This is a genomic window from Pararhizobium sp. (assembly GCF_035497515.1).
Classification (GTDB): domain Bacteria; phylum Pseudomonadota; class Alphaproteobacteria; order Rhizobiales; family Rhizobiaceae; genus Pararhizobium.
Genome location: NZ_DATJDJ010000029.1, coordinates 1 through 21,585, shown reverse-complemented (window position 1 = coordinate 21,585; position 21,585 = coordinate 1). Strand labels below are relative to the sequence as shown.

The 21,585-nt window shown below is 60.6% G+C and carries 24 protein-coding genes; 17 read left to right on the top strand and 7 right to left on the bottom strand.

Annotated elements, in window-relative coordinates; all coding sequences use genetic code 11:
* Together VL202_RS02630 and VL202_RS02625 are read left to right on the top strand one after the other, a co-directional pair.
* Nucleotides 1-854: lyase family protein (locus VL202_RS02630; protein ID WP_325462629.1), on the top strand; the 854-nt coding region annotated here is incomplete at its 5' end.
* A gap of 160 nt (nucleotides 855-1,014) precedes the next feature.
* Entirely contained in the window at nucleotides 1,015-1,320 is a 306-nt protein-coding gene (locus tag VL202_RS02625) for a PilZ domain-containing protein (RefSeq protein ID WP_325462628.1), read from the top strand.
* A gap of 66 nt (nucleotides 1,321-1,386) precedes the next feature.
* Here the strand turns inward: VL202_RS02625 and VL202_RS02620 are convergent, their stop codons facing one another.
* Nucleotides 1,387-2,193, bottom strand: a complete 807-nt coding sequence (locus VL202_RS02620; protein WP_325462627.1) for a DUF2189 domain-containing protein — start codon at nucleotides 2,191-2,193, stop codon at nucleotides 1,387-1,389.
* A 228-nt stretch (nucleotides 2,194-2,421) separates the two neighbouring features.
* Here VL202_RS02620 and VL202_RS02615 point away from each other — a divergent pair, with 228 nt between their 5' ends.
* The gene (locus tag VL202_RS02615) at nucleotides 2,422-2,976 is read left to right on the top strand and encodes an alpha/beta hydrolase (protein ID WP_325462626.1); all 555 of its coding nucleotides are present in this window, start codon (nucleotides 2,422-2,424) and stop codon (nucleotides 2,974-2,976) included.
* The gene (locus tag VL202_RS02610) at nucleotides 2,876-5,641 is read left to right on the top strand and encodes a sensor domain-containing protein (RefSeq protein WP_325462625.1); all 2,766 of its coding nucleotides are present in this window, start codon (nucleotides 2,876-2,878) and stop codon (nucleotides 5,639-5,641) included. The genes VL202_RS02615 and VL202_RS02610 overlap by 101 nt, the downstream gene beginning before the upstream one ends.
* Before the next feature lie 48 nt (nucleotides 5,642-5,689).
* On the opposite strand, the gene VL202_RS02605 is transcribed toward VL202_RS02610, so the two are convergent.
* On the bottom strand, nucleotides 5,690-6,004 hold the full coding sequence (locus VL202_RS02605; protein ID WP_325462624.1) for a DUF1476 domain-containing protein: 315 nt from the start codon (nucleotides 6,002-6,004) through the stop codon (nucleotides 5,690-5,692).
* Nucleotides 6,005-6,239: 235 nt separating this feature from the next.
* Between VL202_RS02605 and purC the strand changes: the two genes are divergently transcribed.
* From purC to VL202_RS02540, 13 genes are all read left to right on the top strand, one after another.
* Entirely contained in the window at nucleotides 6,240-7,004 is a 765-nt protein-coding gene (gene purC / locus VL202_RS02600) for a phosphoribosylaminoimidazolesuccinocarboxamide synthase (protein ID WP_325462623.1), read from the top strand.
* Nucleotides 7,005-7,018: 14 nt separating this feature from the next.
* Nucleotides 7,019-7,261 (top strand): phosphoribosylformylglycinamidine synthase subunit PurS, encoded by a 243-nt coding sequence (gene purS, locus VL202_RS02595; protein ID WP_062580759.1) that lies wholly within the window; start codon nucleotides 7,019-7,021, stop codon nucleotides 7,259-7,261.
* Between the two features lie 18 nt (nucleotides 7,262-7,279).
* On the top strand, nucleotides 7,280-7,537 hold the full coding sequence (locus tag VL202_RS02590) for a hypothetical protein (protein WP_325462622.1): 258 nt from the start codon (nucleotides 7,280-7,282) through the stop codon (nucleotides 7,535-7,537).
* Entirely contained in the window at nucleotides 7,534-8,205 is a 672-nt protein-coding gene (gene purQ, locus VL202_RS02585) for a phosphoribosylformylglycinamidine synthase subunit PurQ (protein WP_325462621.1), read from the top strand. The genes VL202_RS02590 and purQ overlap by 4 nt, the downstream gene beginning before the upstream one ends.
* Before the next feature lie 52 nt (nucleotides 8,206-8,257).
* Nucleotides 8,258-8,665: a hypothetical protein gene (locus VL202_RS02580; RefSeq protein WP_325462620.1), complete on the top strand. Its 408-nt coding sequence runs from the start codon at nucleotides 8,258-8,260 to the stop codon at nucleotides 8,663-8,665.
* A gap of 256 nt (nucleotides 8,666-8,921) precedes the next feature.
* Nucleotides 8,922-9,269 carry an arsenate reductase (glutaredoxin) gene (arsC, locus tag VL202_RS02575; RefSeq protein ID WP_325462619.1) on the top strand — a complete coding sequence of 116 codons (348 nt, stop codon included), beginning with the start codon at nucleotides 8,922-8,924 and terminating at the stop codon, nucleotides 9,267-9,269.
* 434 nt (nucleotides 9,270-9,703) lie between these two features.
* On the top strand, nucleotides 9,704-11,122 hold the full coding sequence (locus tag VL202_RS02570; protein WP_325462618.1) for a PLP-dependent aminotransferase family protein: 1,419 nt from the start codon (nucleotides 9,704-9,706) through the stop codon (nucleotides 11,120-11,122).
* Nucleotides 11,123-11,304: 182 nt separating this feature from the next.
* On the top strand, nucleotides 11,305-13,539 hold the full coding sequence (gene purL / locus VL202_RS02565) for a phosphoribosylformylglycinamidine synthase subunit PurL (RefSeq protein ID WP_325462631.1): 2,235 nt from the start codon (nucleotides 11,305-11,307) through the stop codon (nucleotides 13,537-13,539).
* 17 nt (nucleotides 13,540-13,556) lie between these two features.
* A complete protein-coding gene (locus VL202_RS02560; protein WP_325462617.1) occupies nucleotides 13,557-13,790 on the top strand; it encodes a BolA family transcriptional regulator in 234 nt (77 codons plus the stop codon).
* A gap of 6 nt (nucleotides 13,791-13,796) precedes the next feature.
* A complete protein-coding gene (locus VL202_RS02555; protein ID WP_325462616.1) occupies nucleotides 13,797-14,024 on the top strand; it encodes a hypothetical protein in 228 nt (75 codons plus the stop codon).
* A gap of 140 nt (nucleotides 14,025-14,164) precedes the next feature.
* The gene (gene grxD, locus VL202_RS02550) at nucleotides 14,165-14,500 is read left to right on the top strand and encodes a Grx4 family monothiol glutaredoxin (RefSeq protein ID WP_325462615.1); all 336 of its coding nucleotides are present in this window, start codon (nucleotides 14,165-14,167) and stop codon (nucleotides 14,498-14,500) included.
* Nucleotides 14,501-14,889: 389 nt separating this feature from the next.
* Entirely contained in the window at nucleotides 14,890-16,125 is a 1,236-nt protein-coding gene (locus tag VL202_RS02545; protein WP_325462614.1) for a multidrug effflux MFS transporter, read from the top strand.
* Nucleotides 16,126-16,157: 32 nt separating this feature from the next.
* The gene (locus VL202_RS02540; protein ID WP_325462613.1) at nucleotides 16,158-17,444 is read left to right on the top strand and encodes a multidrug effflux MFS transporter; all 1,287 of its coding nucleotides are present in this window, start codon (nucleotides 16,158-16,160) and stop codon (nucleotides 17,442-17,444) included.
* A 77-nt stretch (nucleotides 17,445-17,521) separates the two neighbouring features.
* Here the strand turns inward: VL202_RS02540 and VL202_RS02535 are convergent, their stop codons facing one another.
* From VL202_RS02535 to VL202_RS02515, 5 genes are all read right to left on the bottom strand, one after another.
* Nucleotides 17,522-18,346 (bottom strand): inositol monophosphatase, encoded by an 825-nt coding sequence (locus tag VL202_RS02535; RefSeq protein WP_325462612.1) that lies wholly within the window; start codon nucleotides 18,344-18,346, stop codon nucleotides 17,522-17,524.
* Complete coding sequence (ttcA, locus tag VL202_RS02530) at nucleotides 18,343-19,233, bottom strand: tRNA 2-thiocytidine(32) synthetase TtcA (protein ID WP_414692793.1); 891 nt, start codon at nucleotides 19,231-19,233, stop codon at nucleotides 18,343-18,345. The genes VL202_RS02535 and ttcA overlap by 4 nt, the downstream gene beginning before the upstream one ends.
* A gap of 132 nt (nucleotides 19,234-19,365) precedes the next feature.
* Nucleotides 19,366-20,304, bottom strand: coding sequence for a glutaminase (locus tag VL202_RS02525; protein ID WP_325462611.1), 939 nt, complete (start codon nucleotides 20,302-20,304; stop codon nucleotides 19,366-19,368).
* Nucleotides 20,305-20,405: 101 nt separating this feature from the next.
* Nucleotides 20,406-21,023, bottom strand: a complete 618-nt coding sequence (rpsD, locus tag VL202_RS02520) for a 30S ribosomal protein S4 (protein WP_325462610.1) — start codon at nucleotides 21,021-21,023, stop codon at nucleotides 20,406-20,408.
* 226 nt (nucleotides 21,024-21,249) lie between these two features.
* Nucleotides 21,250-21,585, bottom strand: a 336-nt coding sequence (locus tag VL202_RS02515; RefSeq protein ID WP_325462609.1) for a MarR family winged helix-turn-helix transcriptional regulator, incomplete at its 5' end; no start/stop codon positions are given.

Here is a 21,585-nt window from a genome sequence, read left to right as displayed (position 1 = left end):
CCGATCTCTTCGGCCTCAAGCTCGCTTACGCCTACGCCGAATTCGATCGTAACCGCGCACGCCTCGTCGCGGCCAGAAAGGAAATCGCGACCTGCGCCATCTCCGGCGCGGTCGGCACCTTCGCGCAGATCGATCCGCGCGTCGAAGAGCACGTCGCCAAAGCGCTCGGCCTGACCCCCGAGCCGATCTCGACACAGGTGATCCCGCGCGACCGGCACGCGATGTTCTTCGCCACGCTCGGCGTCATCGCCTCGTCGATCGAGCGGCTTTCCATCGAAATCCGCCATTTGCAGCGCACGGAAGTGCTGGAGGCTGAAGAATACTTCGCGCCCGGCCAGAAGGGCTCGTCGGCGATGCCGCACAAGCGCAACCCGGTCCTGACCGAAAACCTGACCGGCCTTGCCCGCCTGGTCCGCATGTCGGTGGTGCCTGCACTGGAGAACGTGGCTCTCTGGCACGAGCGCGACATCAGCCATTCGAGCGTCGAGCGCGCCATTGGCCCGGATACGACGATCACCCTCGATTTTGCCTTGAACCGTCTTGCCGGCGTTGTCGAAAAACTGGTGATCTACCCGGAAAACATGCTGAACAACATGAACAAGTTCCGTGGGCTGGTGATGAGCCAGCGCGTGCTTCTTGCACTCACCCAGGCCGGTGTATCGCGTGAGGACAGCTACCGCCTCGTGCAGCGCAATGCCATGAAGGTCTGGGAAAAGGGCGCCGATTTCCTTGAGGAACTGCTTGCTGACGCTGAAGTACGCGCGGCTCTTTCGGAGGCGGAAATCCGCGAAAAATTCGATCTCGGCTATCACACCAAGCATGTCGACACGATCTTCAATCGCGTATTCGGCTGACATGTTCGGGGAGCCCAAGCGGCTCCCCGGCTTCGCCGGCCATGCGCCTGCTTGTTCGATTTTGGCCCAACTGGCTCAATTTCGAACGTTCTTCCAAAGCCTTCCGTCATTCTTTCGTGAGACGCTGCGTCAAGGAACGAAAAAGCGGGAGTGGTGGGAAATGCCGTACCAGCAGGTCATCGAACGCAATTCGGCGCGCACAGCGACGACATTTACCGGCGAAGTCACGTGCAAGGGCGGCATGAGCCGCGGCATCGTCAAGGATCTCTCGTCGACCGGCATCTGCTTCCAGCTCTATTTCGACATCAATGCCAAGACCGGAGAGGAAGTCTCGATCCAGAGCACCGAATTCGGGCATCTGACCGGCGTGGTGAAATGGTATCGCGGCGACAGGATCGGCATCCGCCTCGATCCCTCCTCCAAGACGGCGGCGCAGATTTCGTCCTACTACAAGTATTTCAGATAGGCGGCGACGCAAGCCTCTTCAACGGAACGCCGCCCTCATATGGGGCGGCGTTTTGCTTTGAAGGTCTTATTTGCCCATCGGCTGGACCACCAGTTTCCGATAGAGATGCCAAGTCGCATGACCGAGGATCGGCATGATCACGGCGAGACCGACGAAGACCGGGATCGAGCCCAGGACGAGCCCGCCGGCAACGATCAGCCCCCAGACCGCAACGGGCACGGGATTGGCGAGCGTCGCGCGGAGGGACGTGTCGATCGCGGCGACCGCGCCGACATCACGATCGAGCAGCAGCGGAAATGCCACGACGACGCTCGACAGCACGATGATTGCAAAGACGAGGCCAATGGCATTCCCGACGAGGATCAGGTTCCAGCCTTGTTCCGTGCCGACGACCTGATTGAAGAAGGCCGACATCGACGCCGGCGGCACGTCCCCGAACAATTGCGTATAGAGTGACTGGGCAACCAGCAGCCAGGCAACGAACATCGCCAGCAGCATGACCGCAAGACCGATGATCGATGCGAAAGCCGGCGAATGGCGGACATCGAAGGCATGCCGCCAGTTTGTGTTCATGCCGAGTTCCCGGCGTCGGCTGATTTCATAGAGCCCGATCGCGGCGACTGGCCCCAGCAACGCAAAGCCCGATGCCAGCGGATAGAGGATCGGCAGCATGTTGGCGCCGGAACTCCAGGCGGCCAGCACCACGCCTGCGATCGGGTAGATCAGGCAGAGAAAAACGTAATGCGACGGCTTTGCGCGAAAATCTTCCCAGCCGAGGCGCAGCGCGTCGAACACATCCGAAACCGCGATCTTGCGAATTCCCGGATGCACGAGTTCAGCGCCCGATCCTGCCATTACATGAAAGGCTGTCATGACCAATTCTCCTCCTTGAACAAGCATCGTCACTTCAATTCGAGAACAATCAGCGGTCCGGTTTCAGAGATTTCAGGTAGAGTTCGGTACTATCTCCGTGCTGTCGTTCATCGGCGGCGTCGGCCGTCCCGGAACGTCGTGACCAGGCGACCCGTGTCGTGAGCATATACCTGATCTGCTTCCGTGACACTTGACTTCCGCAGTCTTCGACCTCAAATCGCCGTTACCATGAAAGCATCCGAAGCAGATATCCTCATCGTCCCCGGCTACACCAATTCCGGCCCTACGCACTGGCAAAGCCGCTGGCAAAGCAAACTGGCTTCCGCCCGACGTGTCGAGCAGGCCGAATGGGCCAAGCCCGTGCGCGAAGACTGGGTCAAGCGCATGGTCGATGAAATCAACGCCGCGACCAAGCCGATCGTCATCGTCGCCCATTCGCTCGGTGTCGCGACGGCCATTCATGCGCTGGAGCATGTCGACGGAAAGATCGCCGGTGCCTTTCTGGTCGCCCCGCCCGAGGTGACCAATCCCCGGATCAGGCCGAAACACCTGATGACCTTCGGCCCCTATCCGCGCGATCCGCTGCCGTTTCCAAGCCTGATGGTCGCGAGCCAGAACGATCCGTTCGGTTCCTACGAGCATGCCGGCGATCTTGCCAATGCGTGGGGATCCTTGCTGGTCGATGCCGGCCAGTCCGGCCATATTAACGCGGAATCCGGACATGGTCCCTGGCCGGAAGGCACGATGGTCTTTGCCCAGTTCCTTAACCGGCTTCAGGGTTGACGGGCCCCTGGATGGCTGCATCGCAGCATTAAGGGGACTTTCACTGTCACCGTCTACGATGGGCAAAATCATGCGAGAACGACGGCCACGTGACACAACCGCCAGCAAGAACCGAGACGGGTGGCGAACACCGGTAGCGAATGATCCTTCCACGGACGCTGCCGCCATTCTGGATTCGATGCCTGTCGGCTTTTGCCTCATCGACCCGCAAGGCGGCATCCGCTGCGCAAATGTAGCATTCTCGAGTCTTTTTGACCTTTCCCCCGACGCCATCCCTGGCAAGTCGATCCTCGGTTTCGTGCATGACGCCGATGGTGCCGCCTTCGCCGAAGCCTTGGCGGATATCGGCCTGGGCGCGCATACGGCAAGCCAACTGGACATCCGCCTTGTCCGGCCGGACAGTGCTCCCTACTGGGTCACGGCCTCGCTATCGGTGATCGAAAGCGGCGTCATCCTGCAGGTCCATCCCATCGGCGACATGAAACAGGCGCTCGAAACCCTGCAAAAGAGCGAGACGCGCTGGAAATATGCGCTTGAAAGCGCGCATCAGGGCGTCTGGGATCACGATTTCAAATCCGGCGACCTGTTCTATTCCAAGCACTGGAAACTCATTCGCGGCATGGCACCGGATGCAATCGTCGATGGATCGCTCGATGAGTGGATCGCAAACGTATACCCGGCCGACCGCGAGCATGTCCTCGAATACATCCGCCGCCAGGACGAAGGCGAAGTCGAGTTCAACACGTTCCAGTATCGCGAGCGCCACGCCGATGGCCATTGGATCTGGATCGAAAGCCGTGGCGCGTCGATAGAATGGGGACCGGACGGCAAACCGATCCGCATCATCGGCACGGATACCGACATCTCCGAACGGAAGAGGGCCGAGGCCGAACTCGAGGAAGTCACGAGACGCCTGCGTCTAGCGATGGATGCGTCCCAGATCGGCGTGTTCGAGGCCAATCTGGACACCGGCGAGGTGATGCGCGACGCCCTGCTCCTGAAAATCTACGGCCACGAATTCGCCGCCCCCACCGACCAGCCGGCGCTCCTGGAAAAGCTGCTGCATCCCGATGATCGCAAGACAGCGCTCGCGACAATCGCAGCCGGTACGGCTTCGAACAGACCGTTCGCGAATGCCTTCCGCATCATTCGCCCCGACGGTGAAATCCGGCATATCCGCTCAAGCTCCGTAACGTTTGTCGATGCCGGGGGCGAGCGCAAGTTGATCGGCGCGAACTGGGACATTACAGACGATGTCGCTCTTCGTGACGAGTTGGATCGGGCAAGGCAACTCGCCGAAGCCCGCAACGGCGAGCTCGAAGCGGCGCGCATCCGGATCGAATACAATGCCCTGCACGATCATCTGACGGGCCTGCCGAACCGACGCTATCTCGATCAGCGGATCGACGACTGGATCGCCGAGAAAGTCGCCTATTGCGCCATCCTGCATATCGACCTCGACCGCTTCAAGCAGATCAACGACACGCTGGGGCATCAGGCCGGCGATACGATGCTGGTTCATACGGCGCGTGTCCTGTCCTCGATCACCGGCGAGGGCGACTTCGTTGCTCGGATCGGCGGCGACGAGTTTCTGATCCTGTGCGAAAGCCGGCATGGGCAGGACGATGTCATCGCCATGACCGATCGGATCATCGACGCCCTGCGGCAGCCGGTTCCATACGAGGGGCATCTCTGCCGGTTCGGCGCCAGCGTCGGCATCGCCTGGACGCTGGATGGAACGGTCGATGCCAAGCAGTCGCTGATGAACGCCGACATTGCCCTCTACCGCGCCAAGGATCAGGGCCGCAACCGCTACGAGTTTTTCACCAAGCAGCTCCAGACGCAGATCCACCACGTCAAACGGACTGCCGACGAGATCATCAAAGGTCTTGAGGACGGTGAATTCATTCCCGTCTACCAGCCGCAGTTCGACGCCCGCACGCTCGACATAGCCGGCGTGGAAACCCTGGCGCGCTGGCAGCATCCGCAGCACGGCTTTCTGGCGCCCGATTATTTCCTGAAGATCGCCGAGGACATCAACGCGCTGACCGCCATCGACCGGACCATCGCCGAACAGGCGCTGAGCGATTTCGGGCAATGGCAAGCCCAGGGCTTTTCCATTCCGCGCATTTCCGTGAACGTCTCTTCGCCGCGCCTGCGTGAGCCAGGCCTGATCGAAAGCCTGAAGAAGCTCGACATCCCACGTGGAAAACTGTCTTTCGAGTTGCTCGAATCGATCTTCCTCGACGATCTCGACGAGAGTTCGTCAAAAACCCTGAGCGATATAAGGGCGCTGGACATCGACATCGAAATCGACGATTTCGGCACAGGTCATGCATCCATCATCGGCCTGATGAAGCTCAGCCCCAGCCGCCTGAAGATCGACCGCGCGCTCGTGAAGCCAATTGCCGACACGGCCGAACAGCGACGGCTGGTCGGATCGATCATCGATATCGGCCATTCGCTGAATATCGAGGTGGTGGCGGAAGGTGTGGAGACGCGGGAACATGCCGATATCCTGCGCGATCTCGGCTGCGATACGCTGCAAGGCTACGCTTTCGCAAGACCGATGCCCCGAGCCGATCTGGAAGCCTTCGTTCGTTCGGCGAACTGGCGCACGGCGGGAACACCCGGCAAGGCCGTAAGACACAAACGCAAGACATAAAAAAACCGCCCGAGCAAAACGGGCGGTTCCGCCATTGTCTTTGAAAGATCAGCCGTTCTGGACCTGTGTGACGGCTTCGCCCAAAAGCTCCAGCATCTTGAGGCGAATCTGGTCGTCGGTCTGAACGACGCCGGCGGCATCGAAGTCAGCACGGATCTTGCGCACGACGTCCTCGTGGCCAGCCTCTTCGAAATCGGCGGCGACCACTTCTTTTGCATAGGCAGCCGCATCGCTTTTGCCCAGCAGTTCCGCAGCCCAGAGGCCGAGCAGCTTGTTGCGGCGTGCTTCGGCTTTGAACCGCAGTTCTTCATCCATAGCAAATTTCGCCTCGAACGCCTTTTCGCGATCCTTCATGTCGGTCATCATTCATTCTCCCAGAAAACCTGCGCTAGAAACAGCTTTTTGCCCATAAACCAAAAGCCCGGCCAAAGTGCAATGCGAAGTTTTCGGCTTTGGCGACTTTGCGTGTTCCCCTTTCGCTAATTCAGGGGATCGGATCAGACGCCGATTGTGAAATGGTTTCATTTCGGCTATGGACCGCCTTGGAAAATACCATGCGCGCGCGCCAACAGCGCCGGAAACAACAGAGATATCCTTTATGAATCGTCGCCGCCGTATCTACGAGGGCAAGGCAAAGATCCTTTACGAGGGTCCCGAGCCTGGCACTCTGATCCAGTTCTTCAAAGATGACGCCACTGCCTTCAACGCGAAGAAGCACGAAGTCATCGACGGCAAGGGCGTGCTCAACAACCGCATCTCGGAATATATCTTCACGCATCTGAACCGGATCGGCATTCCCACGCATTTCATCCGCCGCCTCAACATGCGCGAGCAACTGATCAAGGAAGTGGAAATTATTCCGCTCGAGATTGTCGTGCGCAATGTTGCCGCCGGTTCGCTCTCCAAGCGTCTCGGCATCGAGGAAGGCGTCGTCCTGCCGCGCTCGATCATCGAATTCTACTATAAGGCCGATGCGCTCGAAGACCCGATGGTTTCCGAAGAGCATATCACCGCGTTCGGCTGGGCAAGCCCGCAGGAACTCGATGACATCATGGCGCTCGCCATCCGCATCAACGACTTCCTGACCGGCCTGTTCCTCGGCGTCGGCATCCAGCTCGTCGACTTCAAGATCGAATGCGGCCGCCTGTTCGAAGGCGACATGATGCGCATCATCCTGGCTGACGAGATTTCGCCGGACAGTTGCCGCCTCTGGGATGTCGAGACCAAGGAAAAGATGGACAAGGACCGGTTTCGCCGCGACATGGGCGGCCTCGTCGAGGCTTACCAGGAAGTAGCCCGCCGGCTTGGCATCATGAACGAGAACGAACCGCCGCGCGGCACCGGCCCCGTGCTGGTGAAATAAGCAGGAAGACAACAGTGATCAATGCACGCGTAACAGTGACGCTGAAAAACGGCGTTCTTGACCCGCAGGGCAAGGCAATCGAGGGCGCTCTCGGCGCCCTCGGCTTCGACGGGATCGGCCATGTCCGCCAGGGCAAGGTCTTCGACCTCCAGATCGAAACCGCCGACAAGGCCAAGGCGGAAGCCGAGGTCAAGGCCATGTGCGAGAAACTTCTGGCCAACACGGTGATCGAGAATTACACTATCTCACTCGCCTGAGGGTTGAAGGATGCTGTAATGGCCGAAGTCACCAACGAACTGATGTACGAATTGCTCAAGCGCATTCAGGTTGACATTAGCTCTTTGAAGGAAGGCCAGCGCGATCTCCGGCACGACAATTTGTCACTGCGCAATCAGTTTCACACCATGCAGGGTGACATCAACAATCTGCGCGGTTCGATCGCGCATATAGAAGATCGTCTCGACCGTATCGAAAACCGCCTCGAATTGCGCGAGCTTGCCGAGGCCCAATCCAGGTTTGAACCGAACCCATGAAATCCGCCGTCGTCCAGCTTCCAGGCCTCAACCGTGACCGCGACATGATCGCCGCCCTGACCAAGATTTCGGGCAACGCGCCGATCACCATCTGGCAGACCGAGACCGAAATTCCGGATGTCGACCTGATCGTCATTCCCGGTGGTTTCTCCTACGGCGACTATCTGCGCTGCGGCGCGATTGCAGCGCGCATGCCGGTGATGCAGGCGATCAAGGCCAAGGCGGACGCCGGCGTCAAGGTTCTCGGTGTCTGCAACGGATTCCAGATCCTGGTCGAGGCAGGCCTCCTGCCCGGCGCCCTGATGCGCAATGCCTCGCTCAAGTTCGTGTGTAAGGAAATCAAGCTGGAAGTCGTCAACGCCAATACGGACTTCAGCCGTGCCTACGAACAGGGCCAGATCATCCGCTGCCCGGTCGCGCATCACGACGGCAATTACTTTGCCGACACCGAGACGCTTGAGACCATCGAAAGCAACGGCCAGGTCGTCTTCCGCTATGCCGCCGGCACCAATCCGAACGGTTCGGTCAACGACATCGCGGGGATCATCAATGCCAAGGGCAACGTCCTTGGCATGATGCCGCATCCGGAAAACCTGATCGAGGCGGCCCATGGCGGCTCCGACGGACGCGGCCTGTTTGCCTCGGCGCTCGATGTCATCGCCGCTTAACGTTCAGCCTGATAGAAGGCAGCTTCGAAGACCGAAGCAGAAGGGCTTTCCGATGCGCGCCGCTGCTTTCCTGCGTTTCCTGTCCACTGCCCTGCCCGTCGCTGCGCTCGCGCTGGTCGCAGGCTGCCAGTCGGCCGCGCCTCCAGCGCCCAGCCGGAACACGACGGCTCTCTCGACCATGGAGCGGGTGGCGCTCGGCGCAAATGCCTGCTGGTTCAAGTCAGGCGACGCAGCCTTCAAACCATATCGTCTTGCGCCGGAACTCAATTCGTTCTCCGGCCGACCGCGCATCCTCATCGTCAAGCGCAATTCGCCCGAGTCGCGCCCCCTGGCAGTGATCCAGGCCGAAGGCCATCCCGCCAGGCTGCAGGCCTTCGGACCGCTGTTCAACGAGCCGCTGGGCACGCGCATGGCCAGCGACGTCAAGCGCTTCGCGGCCGGCGGCACCGGCTGCCACTGATCTCACCGGATAAGCACGTGCGGCAAGAAACACCCATTTCTTGCCGCTTTTTCATTTTTAAAATTTACTGAACGATCAATCTCTGTAAACTCCTGATTGAGTTCTCCAAAATGCAGACCACATCTTGGAGCATCCAAGCCGGATCCCGGTCCCATACCCTGTCACGGAAGCACGTTAACTGCCCAATTGAACACTGTACCGCCAGACCACCGTGCCGACGTCCTTGCATGCATGCAGCATTACCAAAGGCATTTTCATGAGCGTTACGATCTATCACAATGACCGCTGCACGACGTCGCTCGCGGTTCTCGACATTATTCGCGCCGCCGGCATCGAGCCCGTTATCATCGAGTACATGAAAACACCGCCGTCGCATGAGGCGATGCTCGCCCTGCTCCTGGCCATGGACATGACGCCGCGCGCGCTGCTGCGCACCCGCGAGCGCGCCTATCTCTCGCTCCATCTCGACGATGAGGGCAAGACTGACCGCCAGATCATCGATGCCATGCTTGCCCATCCCGAACTGATCGAACGGCCGATCGTCGTCACCGAAAAGGGCGTCAAGGTCTGTCGGCCGAAGACCAAGGTGATCGAACTGCTTTAACCGACTGTTCGAGGCGGTGAACATTCTTTACTGCATAATTAAAGTGCTACAGAGACCTTTGCGCGTCGTATTTGACGTGCGGCGCTGTAGCCGGGCAAATCAATCCCAGAATGGGCGAGCCGCTTCCCGACGCGCCTCGGACGCCATGACACCGATATCGACAAGCTGATCTTCCGTCAGTTCGGCCAGCGCAAGCCGGCTCAATCTCTTCCTCTCCCTCGTTATCAACCATATCAAGACCCGCCGGATCACCGACGGGCGTTGGTGGATCGTGATACGCGATGCTCGGATTGCTTCCAGATCCGCAGAACAAATTGCATCATCGGTCGCGCATATTGTACTCATTGGATCACCTCTCTGCGGTCAAATTGTCACAATCAATATTGCATTGTCATAATTGACACCCGTAGGGATACAATATAGAAATTGTCACCATGACAACTTGGATGCCCGATCCCGGCCAGGGCCAAGGCCCGATCTATGCGCGCATTGCCGACCAGATCGAGCAGGCGATTGCGGGTGGCTTGCTTACCGCAGGCACGAAATTGCCACCCCAGCGCAATCTGGCTTTCGACATTGGCGTCACAATCGGTACAATCGGCCGCGCCTATCATCTGGTTCGCGAACGCGGCCTCGTCAGCGGCGAAGTCGGCCGCGGCACCTATGTGCTCGACAACACCGAACAGCGTCCTGCGGAACAGGCCGACCCGATGACGGTCGCGCTCTCCGGCACAAGGCCGCTCAAGGCGCCGCCCGGCAAGCTCCGGTTCGACAGCACGGCAGCGCCGGATATCGGCCAGGGCGCCTCGCTGGAAAAACTGCTGGTGGAGATCAGCCGCGAACATCATGCCGACATAGCGAGCTACGCCCGGGACTTTCCGCCGCACTGGTTCGAGGCCGGCAGCCAGTGGCTTGCCAAGGGATCGTTTCGCCCCCTGCCCGATCGCATCGTGCCGACGCTCGGAGCCCATGCGGGTGCCGTCGCCGTGATCGCGGCCGTCACCGCGCCCGGCGACAAGATCGCCTTCGAAAATGTCACCTACTCGCAGATCAGCCGCAGCGCCGGCCTGATCGGCCGCCGCACCATCCTCTTGCGCACCGACGATTACGGCCTCGACCCCGAGGATTTCGAGCGGGTTTGCGCCCAGCAGCACCCGAAACTCGCCTTCCTCATGCCCACGGCGCAGAACCCGACGGTGGTCACCCTGTCGCTGGAGCGCCGTCAGGCGATCGCCGACATTGCCCGCCGCTACGGCGTCTGGCTCCTGGAAGATGATCTCTATGGCGCGATGACCGGTGACATGACGCCGCTTCTGGCGGAACTGGCGCCCGAGCGGACCTTCCTGGTCGGTGGCCTGTCGAAATCGGTCGCCGCCGGCGTGCGCGGCGGCTGGGTCGCATGCCCTCCCCATTTCAGCCAGCGCATCCGCATCGCCCACAAGATGGTCAGCGGCGGCATGCCATTCCTGCTCGCCGAACTCTGCGCCCGGCTGGTGCTCAGCGGCGAAGGCGCGATCCTGCGCTCGAAGAGCATCGACGAGATCCGTGCCCGCGAACAGATGGCGCGCGAAATCTTCACCGGCATCGATTTCAATTCGCATCCGCATGTGCCGTTCCTCTGGCTGAAGCTGTCCGAACCCTGGCTATCGGGCACGTTCAAGCATGCGGCCTTCGAGGAAGGCGTGCTTGTCGATGACGAGGACGAATTCAAGGCCGGGCGGACCGACAGCGTCTTCCACCGCGTGCGCATCGGCTTCTCCTCGCCCGCCGACAGGGCTGAAGTCCGGCGCGGTTTCCTGACCCTTCGCCGCCTTCTCGACAGCGGTCGCACCGGCTACGACAGCTTCGCCTGAATATCAGGCCGATTTCCCGGCAAAAGCACACGATCTCCTGTGCTTTTCCGGCATTTTCCTGTCGCATCGCCGGAGTGCATCGGCTAAAGAAGCGCGAATACGATCTCTTTGTTTTGATGCAGCCCTCAATGCATGGCGGCCCTTTCGCCGTCGGGATGCTCCAACGGACCGAACGGACCATGATGACCATTTCCAATACCCGCCCCATCACGCCGGAACTGATTGCCTCGCATGGCCTGAAGCCAGATGAGTATCAGCGGATCCTGGAACTCATCGGCCGCGAGCCGACCTTCACCGAGCTTGGCATCTTCTCGGCCATGTGGAACGAGCATTGCTCCTACAAGTCCTCGAAGAAGTGGCTGCGCACGCTGCCGACCACCGGTCCGCGGGTCATCCAGGGCCCGGGCGAAAATGCCGGTGTTGTCGATATCGATGATGGCGATGTCGTGGTCTTCAAGATGGAGAGCCACAACCATCCGTCCTATATCGAGCCCTATCAGGGAGCGGCGACCGGTGTCGGCGGCATCCTGCGCGACGTCTTCACCATGGGTGCCCGTCCCATCGCGGCGATGAACGCACTGCGCTTTGGCGCTCCGGATCACCCCAAGACCCGCCATCTCGTCTCCGGTGTCGTCGCTGGCGTCGGCGGCTACGGCAATTCCTTCGGTGTTCCGACCGTCGGCGGCGAAGTCGAGTTCGACGCCCGCTACAATGGCAATATTCTCGTCAACGCCTTTGCCGCCGGGCTTGCCAAGTCCGATGCGATCTTCCTCTCCGAAGCCAAGGGCGTCGGCCTGCCGGTCGTCTATCTCGGCGCCAAGACCGGTCGCGATGGTGTCGGCGGCGCCACGATGGCATCCGCCGAGTTCGACGAGTCGATCGAGGAAAAGCGCCCGACCGTGCAGGTCGGCGACCCCTTTACCGAAAAGTGCCTGCTGGAGGCCTGCCTCGAACTGATGAAGACCGGCGCGGTCATCGCCATCCAGGACATGGGTGCCGCCGGCCTCACCTGCTCGGCCGTCGAAATGGGTGCCAAGGGCGACCTCGGCATCGAGCTGGAACTCGACAAGGTGCCGGTGCGCGAAGAGCGCATGACGGCGTATGAAATGATGCTGTCGGAAAGCCAGGAGCGCATGCTCATGGTCCTCGAACCCGCCAAGGAAGACGTTGCCAAGGCCATCTTCGTCAAGTGGGGCCTCGACTTCGCGATCGTCGGCAAGACCACCGACGACCTGCGCTTCCGCGTGTTGCATCAGGGCGAGGAAGTCGCCAACCTGCCGATCAAGGACCTGGGCGACCAGGCGCCGGAATACGACCGTCCCTGGACCCCGGCACAGGTTGCCGCACCCCTGGCAGCCGGCGATATCCCGCAGGCCGACATCGCCGATGCGGTCCTCTCGCTGGTCGGCTCCGCCAACAACTCGTCGCGCCGCTGGGTCTACGAACAGTATGACACGCTGATCCAGGGCAACTCGCTGCAATTGCCGGGCGGCGACGCCGGCGTCGTGCGCGTCGAAGGCCACCCGACCAAGGCTCTGGCCTTTTCTTCCGACGTGACGCCGCGTTATGTCGAGGCCGATGCATTCGAAGGCGGCAAGCAGGCCGTTGCCGAATGCTGGCGCAACATCACCGCCACCGGCGCGCTGCCGTTGGCAGCCACCGACAATCTCAACTTCGGCAATCCAGAACGCCCGGAAATCATGAGCCAGCTCGTTCATGCCATCAAGGGCATCGGTGAAGCCTGCCTCGCGCTGGATTTTCCGATCGTGTCCGGCAATGTCTCGCTCTACAACGAGACCAACGGCCAGGGCATCCTGCCGACCCCGACCATTGGCGGCGTCGGCCTGCTTTCCGACTGGGCGCAGATGGCACACATCCGCTTTGCCGCTGAAGGCGAAGAGATTCTGCTCGTCGGCGCACCGGGAGGGCTCGGCACGCATCTTGGCCAGTCGGTCTATCTCCGCGATATCCATGGCCGCACCGACGGCCCGGCACCGCATGTCGATCTCGCCCATGAGCGCAAGGTCGGCGATTTCGTCCGCGACCTGATCACCGATGGTCTGACGACCGCCGTGCATGACTGCTCCTCGGGCGGTCTGGCGCTGGCGATTGCGGAAATGGCCATGGCATCCGGCATCGGCGCCAAGGTCTCAGCCGTTGCCGGCCGCGATCCGATCCCGGTTTTCTTCGGCGAGGATCAGGGCCGCTACGTCGTTACGGTTCGGCCGGAACATGCGGCTCTCGTCGCAGACCGGGCGAAGGCCGCGGGCGTGGCAGCGCCGTCGATCGGCGAGACCGGTGGCACCGAGGTCGTGCTCGGCTCGGCCCAGCCGCTTGCAATTCTGCAATTGCGCTCGGTACATGAATCGTGGTTCCCTGACTTCATGGACGGCGAGACACAGATCGCCGCCGAGTAATTCAGGGAGTACAGACGATGCCGATGGCACCTGGCGATATCGAAGACATGATCAAGACTGGAATTCCGGGGGCGAAAGTCGTCATCCGGGACCTGGCCGGCGATGGCGACCATTACGCCGCCGAGGTCGTCGCCGAAGCATTTCGTGGAAAGACCCGTGTGCAGCAGCACAAGATGGTCTATGACGCCCTGAGCGGCAACATGGGTGGTGTCCTGCACGCACTCGCGCTGCAGACTTCCGTACCTGAGTAAGCATCGATGGCGAACCTTATCAACGAACTGGTGACGGGCGTCGTCGAAAGCGTGCTGAAGGAAGTTCTGAAAAAGGCCGGCGTCAAGGCGACGACGTCAAAGCGCCAGAAACGGCAGGCCCGCTCGGCAGCGACCGGGCGTTTCAAGAAGGTTACGAAACCGAAGGCGGCAAAACCGGCAAGGAAGCAGGTGAGCCGCCGGCGCACCGCGGCTGCCCGCAGCAAAGCACGGTAGCCCCCAGAAATCTGACCTGTTGCCTGTGTGCAAGCCATCAGTTTTTGTTGCACACAGGTGATGAAAATCACTGGCCTGCATGCTATCTACAGGAAATCGACACACCCGGCCCTTGAAGCGGGATGAGGAAGGATTACGACATGAGCGGTATCAACGATTTCATTGCAAACGAAGTGAAGAGCAACGACGTTGTTCTTTTCATGAAGGGCACGCCCCAGTTTCCCCAGTGTGGGTTCTCCGGACAGGTCGTCCAGATGCTCGATTATATCGGCGTCGATTACAAGGGTATCAACGTGCTTGCTGACGCCGACTTGCGCGAAGGCATCAAGGGCTATTCGAACTGGCCGACGATCCCGCAGCTCTACATCAAGGGCGAGTTCATCGGCGGTTGCGATATCGTCCGCGAAATGTTCCAGGCTGGCGAATTGCAGTCGCATTTCGAAGAGCAGGGTATCGCGGTCAAGGGCGCAGCCTGAACCGACCCCTTGTCATCGTGACACCTGAAAAGGCGGGTCACCGCCTTTTTTGATTCGATAGACTTGTGCAGGCATTCTAATATTTCCGCCCCTGTAACAGTCGCTGCCGATACGCGGCGATGTCACAAGACTGTGCGATTTCATGGATATGCAAGCGCAGGAACATGCGCTCGCTCGTTTCCGTCCGGACAATTCACCTTTTGCAACCGGCCTCCCACCGGTTGTCCGTCGCTCAAGCCGGCATGCCGGCTCTCTTTCGAAAGCGCTTCGGAGCCGCGTTTTCACTGCGCCCTTCAATTCTGGTTCCATCCATTCATCCGCATCTGTTCTCTTTGGAAACGATCCGATTTCCCGCTTCAGATGCCCGGCACGCCGGCAGGAATATCCCTATGACCACGACAACCCAGGCGCCGGGCAGTCCGGCACTTTCGAAACCACAATTCATCGCGCTGATGGCCATGTTGATGGCGATCAATGCGATCTCGATCGACATCATGCTGCCCGGCCTCCAGGAGATCGGCGCCAGCCTCGGCGTCGCCGACGAGAACACGCGCCAATATGTCATCACTTCCTATCTGATCGGCATGGGCTGCGCGCAGTTGTTCTTCGGGCCGCTGGCCGACCGGTTCGGCCGCAAGCTGCCGTTGCTTGGCGGTCTCGCCGTCTATGCGCTCTGTGCGCTTGCCATCGTCTTCGTGCCGTCCTTCGCCGGCCTTCTGGCGTTGCGCTTCATGCAGGGCATCGGCGCCGCCGCCACACGCGTCATCACCATCTCCATCGTCCGCGACGTCTATGGCGGCCGAATGATGGCGGAGGTCATGTCGCTGGTCATGATGGTGTTCATGATCGTGCCGGTCATCGCCCCGAGCGTCGGGCAGTTGATCATGATCTTTGCCGAATGGCACATGATCTTCGTCGTCATCTGCCTTTTCGCCGTGGTCGTGGCAACGCTGGTGATGTTGCGCCTGCCGGAAACGCTGGCCGTCGAAAATCGCCGGCCGTTCACGGTCTCGTCGATCGGCTCGGCCTTCCGCATCGTGCTGACCAACCGCGTGTCGCTCTGCTATTCGCTGGCCGCGTCGTTCCTGTTCGGCTCGCTGTTCGGCTTCATCAATTCGGCGCAGCAGATCCTTGTCGGCGTCTATGGGCTCGGGCACTGGTTTCCGCTCGTGTTCGCGGGCTTCGCCAGCATGATGGCGGTCGCGTCCTTCACGAATTCCCGACTGGTCAGGCGTTATGGCATGCGCCGCCTGTCGCACGGCGCCCTGATCGGCTTCACGATCGGGAGCCTTGTCTGGGCGACGGCCTCGATCTTCGGGACACTGCCGTTCTGGCTGTTCGTCGTGCTTTATGCCGCGACCATGTTCCAGTTCGGCCTGATCGGCCCGAATTTCAACGCCATGGCGATGGAACCGCTCGGTCATGTCGCCGGCACCGCCTCCTCCGTCCTCGGCTTTACCCAAACGATTGGCGGCGCCAGCATCGGCGCGCTGATCGGCCAGGCATTCGACGGCACCGTCACGCCACTGGCGGTCGGCTTCCTGACTGTCTCCATCATTGGCCTCGGCTTCGTTCTCTTTGCCGAGCGCGGAAAGCTTTTCAGTCCGCACAATCCCGCCGTTTAAACAGTCCGCCGCTTTTTCAAGACAGGTCTTTCATGTCCGCCAATCCATCCGCCCATCACGTCGAGAACCAGGGCTCCGCCCGCATCGGTCTCGGCTTCTTCGAGTTCATCATCACCATCGCCCTGATGACCGCCAGCGTCGCCATCGCGATCGACATCATGTTGCCCGCCCTGCCCGCCATCGGCCAGTCGCTCAACGTCGCCAACACCAACGATACGCAGTTGGTGATCGGCGTGTTCTTCCTCGGCTTCGGCTGTTCACAGATCGTCTTCGGCAGCCTGTCCGACACATTCGGCCGTCGCACCATCCTGTTGGCTGGCCTTGCCTTCTTCACGCTGACCATGCTGCTGGCGGCCGCTACGAGCAGTTTCGAAACCTTGCTGATGCTGCGTTTCGCGCAGGGCATCGGTGCCGCCGCCGTGCGGATTTGCACCATGGCAATCATTCGCGACTGCTTCGGCGGCCGCGAGATGGCGCGCGTCATGTCCTATGTCTTCATCGTCTTCATGATCGTGCCCATCGTCGCTCCATCGCTCGGCCAGGGCATCGTCCACTACGCCAACTGGCACTGGATCTTCATCCTGCTCGGCGCCATCGGCGCCATTCTCTTCGGCTGGGCAACGGCGCGACTGAAGGAATCGCTGCCAAAGGAAGAGCGTCTGCCGCTTTCCGTCGCGTCGGTCGTTTCCGGTTTCCGCACGGTGCTGACCAATCGCATCACCTGCGGCTACATGATCGGCATGACCCTGTTCACCGCGGTCATCTGCGCCTACATCGTCACCGTCCAGCAGATTTTCGGCGAGGTCTACGGGCTCGGCGACTGGCTGCCGATCGCCTTTGCCGGCACCGCCGGCGGCATCGCCGTCATCAACTTCATCAACGGCTATTTCGTCCGCAGCTTCGGCATGCGGCGGATTTCGCATGTGGCGATCATCCTGTTCACCCTGCTCTCCGGCATCGGCTTCCTGGTCTCCCTTGGCGGCAAGATTGACTTCGCGCTGGCCTACCTGATGTTCTCGGTGCTGCTGATGATGTTCGCCGTCGTTACCACAAATTTCACGGCAATCAGCCTGGAACCAATGGGGCATGTGGCAGGCACCGCAACAGCGATCACCGGTTTCGTCTCGACCACCGGTGGCGCCCTGCTCGGAAGCGCCGTCGGCCAGATGTTCAACGGCACGATCCAGCCGCTGATGGCCAGCTATACGCTGTTCGGCGCGCTGACGATCGTCGCCGTGCTCTGGGCTGAAAAAGGCAAGCTCTTCACCCATCCGGGCGACGACCATGCCGCGCTGGAAGGCGTCAGCGGGCACATGTAAGCCGCCGAAACCCGCAGACACGAAAAGGCCCGCCGGGATGACCGAGCGGGCCTTTTCTTTCAGCAAGTGTGCCGTGCTCAGACGGTAAACACTTCGCGGCGCAGGACTTCCCAGGTGTCCCTGTCGGACGTCAGCAGCAACCCGCCATCGACATGCTCCGGCAGGTAGGGCGATCCGTCGAAGCGGGCGGCATAGGCTCCGGCTTCCTGCGCGATGAGCGTGCCGGCCAGGTGATCCCACGGCATCAGCTTCTGGTACATCAGGAAATGGAAATGCCCGCCGGCGAAGGCGCGGTATTCATGCGCCGCGCAGCGATAGCTGGTGGCAATGCGGACCTTGGCCATGTTGCCCATGACGATGCGACGGGTCTCCGGGGGATAGAAACCGGTCGAGGCGCAGCCGACGAGGCCTTCGAGCGGCGGCGGCGGCGCCACATCCAGCTTCTCCTGCGAGCCGTCGGCCTTGCACAGCCAGGAGCCGGAACCCTTTTCCGCAATCACCCAGTCATTGCCCATCGGATCGTAGATAAGGCCGGCGACCGTTTCGCCCTTGGAGACGACGGCAGCCATGACGCCGAACAGCGGCATGCCGGCGGCATAGTTGAACGTGCCGTCGATTGGGTCGACGACGATGGCGAGATCGGCACCGGCAAGCGCCAAGAGAAGACCCGGGTCGGCCGCGACCGATTCCTCGCCGATGAACAGGGCATCCGGTGAAACGTCCGCCATGCGCTCCTTGATCAGCCGTTCGGCCGCCTCGTCCGCTTCCGTCACGAGGTCGATCGCCTCCGACTTCATCCGCACGTCGCCGGCGCCGAGATTGCGGAAGCGCGGCAGGATTTCCTTCGCCGCCGCCTCCTGCAGGATATTGGCGATGGCAGCGATATCGATGGCAGATGTCATGCTTTAGGCTCCGCGAAGAGGGATTGGAAATCAAACAGTTTCGGGTCGAGCAGGTGTGACGGATTGACGTGGCCAAGCGCCCGCAGCATCGTGTCCTTGCGGCCGGGCATGCGGCGCTCGATATCCGACAGCATCGCCTTCATGGCATTGCGCTCCAGGCCATCCTGCGAACCGCAAAGGTCGCAAGGGATGATCGGGAACTCCATGGCGGCAGCGAACTTCGCCAGATCATCCTCTGCCGCGTAGGCCAGCGGCCGCAGCACCATCAGGTCGCCTTCATCGTTCAGCAGTTTTGCCGGCATCGTCGCCAGCCTGCCGCCATGGAAGAAATTCATGAAGAAGGTCTCGAGAATATCCTCGCGGTGATGACCGAGCACCAGCGCATCGCAGCCTTCCTCGCGGGCGATCCGGTAAAGATTACCGCGGCGCAGGCGCGAACAGAGCGCGCAATAGGTGCCGCCCGCCGGAACCTTTTCCTTCACGATCGAATAGGTATCGCGATATTCGATACGGTGTTTCACACCGATCGACGACAGATATTCCGGCAGGACATGCTTGGGGAAATTCGGCTGCCCCTGGTCAAGATTGCAGGCGATGAGCTCGACCGGCAGCAGGCCGCGCCATTGCAGATCCATCAGCAGAGCCAGCAGGCTATAGCTGTCCTTGCCGCCGGAGACACCGATGAGCCAGCGCTTCTGGCCCTTCAGCATGCCGAAATCGTCGATCGCCTGGCGAACTTGCCGCAGGAGCCGCTTGCGCAGCTTGTTGAACGAGACCGACGAAGGCATCTTCGCAAAGATCGGATGCATGACATCGTCGCCAGTCGGATCCGGACTGGGCACAAGGTCTTCGATGTCGTCAGTCGGCGATTGGATGGCAATATCCATGACAAAGTCCCGGATGGAAGGCGCAGGGCACAAGGGCGGCGCGCAAAAACAATGTCCTGCACTTGCCTGTCTCAGCCAGCAAGATCAAGGGAAATGCGCCGGGATCGATGTGAAACTTCCGTAACGACGCCGTCAGGCGCCGAAGACCGACCAGCCTGTGCGGTTTGCCAGCATTTCCAGTGCGAGCGAGCCCAGCAGCGAATTGCCGTTGTCATTGAGACCCGGCGACCAGACGGCGACCGACGCTTTGCCCGGCGCCACGCAAAGAATGCCGCCGCCGACGCCGCTCTTGCCCGGCAGGCCGACGCGGTAGGCGAAATCACCCGAACCATCATAATGACCGCAGGTCAGCATCAGCGCGTTGATACGCCGCGCCCGTTGCCTGGAAACGACGGAATGCCTGGTCAGCGGGTTGGAGCCCGATGCCGCAAGGAACAAGCCGGCCCTTGCCAATTGGACGCAACTCATCGCCAGCGCGCATTGATGGAAATAGACGCCGAGCACATGCTCGACCGGATGATCGAGCTTGCCGAAGGACCGCATGAAATTGGCGAGCGCAAAATTGCGGTAGCCTGTCGCCGATTCCGACTTGGCGACATCCTGGTCAATCAGGATATCCTCCTCGTCGGAGAGATAACGCACGAAGCGGACGATCTCGCCGATTGCCTCGCGCGGCGTATGGCCGGCGAGCACCAGATCGGTAATCGCAATGGCGCCGGCATTGATGAACGGATTACGAGGAATACCGTTTTCATGCTCCAGCTGGACGATGGAATTGAACGCGGAACCGGACGGCTCGCGCCCCACCCGCTTCCAGATGTTTTCCCCATGCTTGCCAAGCGCCAGCGTCAGCGTGAAGACCTTGGAAATGCTCTGGATGGAAAACGGCAGCTCGGCGTCACCCGCCATGTGCACATTGCCGTCGACCGTGACGATCGCCATGCCGAAATGCTCGGGATCGACACGGGCCAGCTGCGGAATATAGTCGGCCACCTTGCCTTCGCCGCGCCGCGGAGCAAGTTCGCGATGGATATCATCGACAATCGACTGCAGGTCCATCGGGCCGGGCATCAGTCATTCTCCGAATGAGGCTTGGTGGGATTTGGGCAATAAAAAAGCCACCCATCTCTGAGTGGCTTTTCCGAATTTCACAAGGCCGAAGCCTGAAGAAATTACCGCGAATAGAATTCGACGACGAGGTTCGGTTCCATGACGACCGGGTAAGGAACGTCGGTCAGGAAGGGAACGCGGGCGAAGGTCGCAACCATCTTGTTGTGATCGACTTCGATATAGTCCGGAACGTCACGCTCAGCGAGCTGGACGGCTTCGAGAACCGATACGAGCTGCTTGGACTTTTCGCGAACTTCGATGACGTCACCAGCCTTGCAGCGGTACGAACCGATGTTGACGCGAACGCCGTTGACCTTGACGTGGCCATGGTTGACGAACTGACGGGCAGCAAAGACCGTCGGAACGAACTTGGCGCGGTACACAATCGCGTCGAGGCGCGATTCGAGCAGGCCGATCAGGTTTTCGGAAGTATCACCCTTGCGACGGTCAGCTTCGGCGAAGATTGCGCGGAACTGCTTTTCGCGGATGTCGCCGTAGTAGCCCTTGAGCTTCTGCTTGGCGCGCAGCTGCACACCGAAGTCGGAAAGCTTGGACTTACGACGCTGGCCGTGCTGGCCAGGACCGTATTCGCGACGGTTTACCGGGGACTTCGGGCGGCCCCAGATATTTTCGCCCATACGGCGGTCAATTTTGTACTTGGACGATTCGCGCTTGCTCATCGCATTTCCCTTCAAATGGTTACACCGGTCTGCTTCCAAACCGGATCAAGGAAACACGCCCTCCTCTGAGCTTCTTTTGAAAGCTCTGACAGGTTTCTCACATTAAGCTAACGGAGAAGCCACGGGACATGTCAAATAAAACACCGGGCATTTCGGCCCGGCGTTGAGGCGGCTTTAGTGGCTTCGCCCCTTGTTGTCAAACGATTTTGCGGATTTCCACGCCAGATCAGGCCCTATCGCCCTCATTCCGCCGCTCCAGCGAGCCAAGCAGCTTGCGCAACAGCTCCGCCAAATCCAAGCGATCCTGAGCGCTCAATTCCGTCAGGTAGCCGCTTTCGCTTTCCATGTCTGCTCGGAAGGCCGATTCGGCAAGACGCATACCCTCGTCGGTCAGCCCGACGACCATGCTGCGCCCGTCGGCCGTCGAGCGCTCGCGTACGATCAGTCCCGCCTTCTGCAGCCGATCGAGCCTGTGCGTCAGCCCGCCCGATGAAATCATCAGCATCGTATAGAGTTCGGTCGGCGTCAGCCTGTACGGCGCGCCGGAGCGGCGCAGCGTCGA